This window comes from Micromonospora parastrephiae (assembly GCF_016802865.1).
GTDB lineage: Bacteria > Actinomycetota > Actinomycetes > Mycobacteriales > Micromonosporaceae > Micromonospora > Micromonospora parastrephiae.
On record NZ_JAEVHM010000372.1, the window covers coordinates 1 to 2,152 of the forward strand.

Consider the following 2,152-nt stretch of genomic DNA (forward strand, 5'->3'; position numbering starts at 1 on the left):
CTCTGAGCCTCAGCCCTCCAGCAGAACGCCGATCACCGCGAACCCGGCGATCGCCGCGGCGGTGACCAACAGCGCGGTGGTCATCCGCGACCGGCCCCGGATCAGTCCTCGGAGCAGCCCGATGCGGCCACCGTCGTGCCAGTTCACGCAGCGGATCTTCGTGATGTACATGCCCGGCGTCTGGGCGAACAGGCCGAGGAAGATGCCGTACTCGACGACCAGCACCAGCACGGGGGCCCACCCGTCGCGCACCGGGTCGGCGAAGAAGTTGGACACCAGGAGGCAGAGCACCCAGTCGATGATCAGCGCCCCGAACCGCTTACCGAGACTCGGCGGAGTGAACGTGGCATCGGTGGCCGGTGCTGCCGGGGCGTGCGGAATGGTCACAGCGGTCAAGGGTATCCGCGCCAGGATGACGGACTGCCGGGTGTCACCACCACTGTATGCCGATTGGGGCGAAAGGCATCAGATGTCATTACACTGGTACAGCCGGTACGACGTTCGCGGCGCACCGGGAGCGTGGACGGAGCGACGCTGACGCTCCGCGAGGGACGTAACACGGCAGAAACATCGGAGACACGGCCGGGCAACCCCCTGGCCATAGCGTCGCCAGAAGCCTAGCCACCCCGTGGACGTGCCAGGAGGATGTGTGTTCGCCAACCCCGAGGAACTGCTGCGATACCTCAAGAACGAGGACGTGAAGTTCGTCGACGTTCGTTTCTGTGACCTGCCCGGCGTGATGCAGCACTTCAACCTGCCGGTCGAGTCCGTCAACGACGACCTCTTCACCGACGGCCTCGCGTTCGACGGTTCGTCGATCCGCGGTTTCCAGGCGATCCACGAGTCGGACATGCTCCTGCTCCCGGATGTCGCCACCGCGTTCATCGACCCGTTCCGGGCGCAGAAGACCCTCGCCCTGAACTTCTTCATCCACGACCCGTTCACCCGCGAGGCCTACAGCCGCGACCCGCGTAACGTCGCGAAGAAGGCCGAGGCGTACCTCGCCGCGAGCGGCATCGCCGACACCGCCTACTTCGGCGCCGAGGCAGAGTTCTACATCTTCGACTCGATCCGGCACGAGACCTCGGCGCACCAGTCGTTCTACTACATCGACTCGGTCGAGGGCGCGTGGAACACCGGCCGCGAGGAGCCGGGCGGCAACCGCGGTTACAAGACCGCGTACAAGGGTGGCTACTTCCCGGTGCCCCCGGTCGACCACTACGCCGACCTGCGCGACTCGATCGTGCGCCGGCTCGTCGACAGCGGCTTCAGCGTGGAGCGCTCGCACCACGAGGTGGGCACCGCCGGCCAGTCCGAGATCAACTACCGGTTCTCCACCCTGCTGCACGCCGCCGACCAGCTTCAGCTCTTCAAGTACATCGTGAAGAACGAGGCCTGGGCCAACGGCAAGACCGCGACCTTCATGCCCAAGCCGCTGTTCGGCGACAACGGCTCCGGCATGCACACCCACCAGAGCCTCTGGCTCAACGGTGAGCCGCTGTTCTACGACGAGACCGGCTACGCCGGCCTGTCCGACATGGCCCGCTGGTACATCGGCGGTCTGCTGCACCACGCGCCGTCGCTGCTGGCGTTCACCAACCCGACGATCAACTCGTACCGTCGCCTGGTGCCGGGCTTCGAGGCGCCGGTCAACCTGGTCTACTCGCAGCGCAACCGCTCCGCCTGCACCCGCATCCCGGTGACCGGCAGCAACCCGAAGGCCAAGCGCGTCGAGTTCCGCGTCCCGGACCCGTCGGCCAACGTCTACCTGGCCTTCTCGGCGATGATGATGGCCGGCCTGGACGGCATCAAGAGCAAGATCGAGCCGCCGACGCCGATCGACAAGGACCTCTACGACCTCCCGCCGGAGGAGTGGGGCGACGTCAAGCAGGTACCGGGCTCGCTGTCGGCCGTGCTCGACTCGCTGGAGGCCGACCACGACTACCTGCTCGACGGCGGCGTCTTCACGCCCGACCTGATCGCCACCTGGATCGACTGGAAGCGCGCCAACGAGGTCGACCCGGTGCGCCTGCGCCCGACCCCGCACGAGTTCGCCATGTACTACGACTGCTGAGCAGTCACCGCACCACCGGCCCGGGCCGGCTCCGCAAGCGCGGGGCCGGCCGGGCCCGTCTCCCGCGCCCGCGCCCCC

2 protein-coding genes are annotated in these 2,152 nt (G+C 67.4%); one reads left to right on the forward strand and one right to left on the reverse strand.

All coding sequences use genetic code 11. The features are described 5' to 3' along the window. Positions 1-9: 9 nt before the first annotated feature. Complete coding sequence (locus JNW91_RS31100; RefSeq protein WP_407664417.1) at positions 10-387, reverse strand: RDD family protein; 378 nt, start codon at positions 385-387, stop codon at positions 10-12. Positions 388-649: 262 nt separating this feature from the next. Between JNW91_RS31100 and glnA the strand changes: the two genes are divergently transcribed. Further along, positions 650-2,074, forward strand: coding sequence for a type I glutamate--ammonia ligase (gene glnA, locus JNW91_RS31105; RefSeq protein WP_203179018.1), 1,425 nt, complete (start codon positions 650-652; stop codon positions 2,072-2,074). Positions 2,075-2,152: the final 78 nt, after the last annotated feature.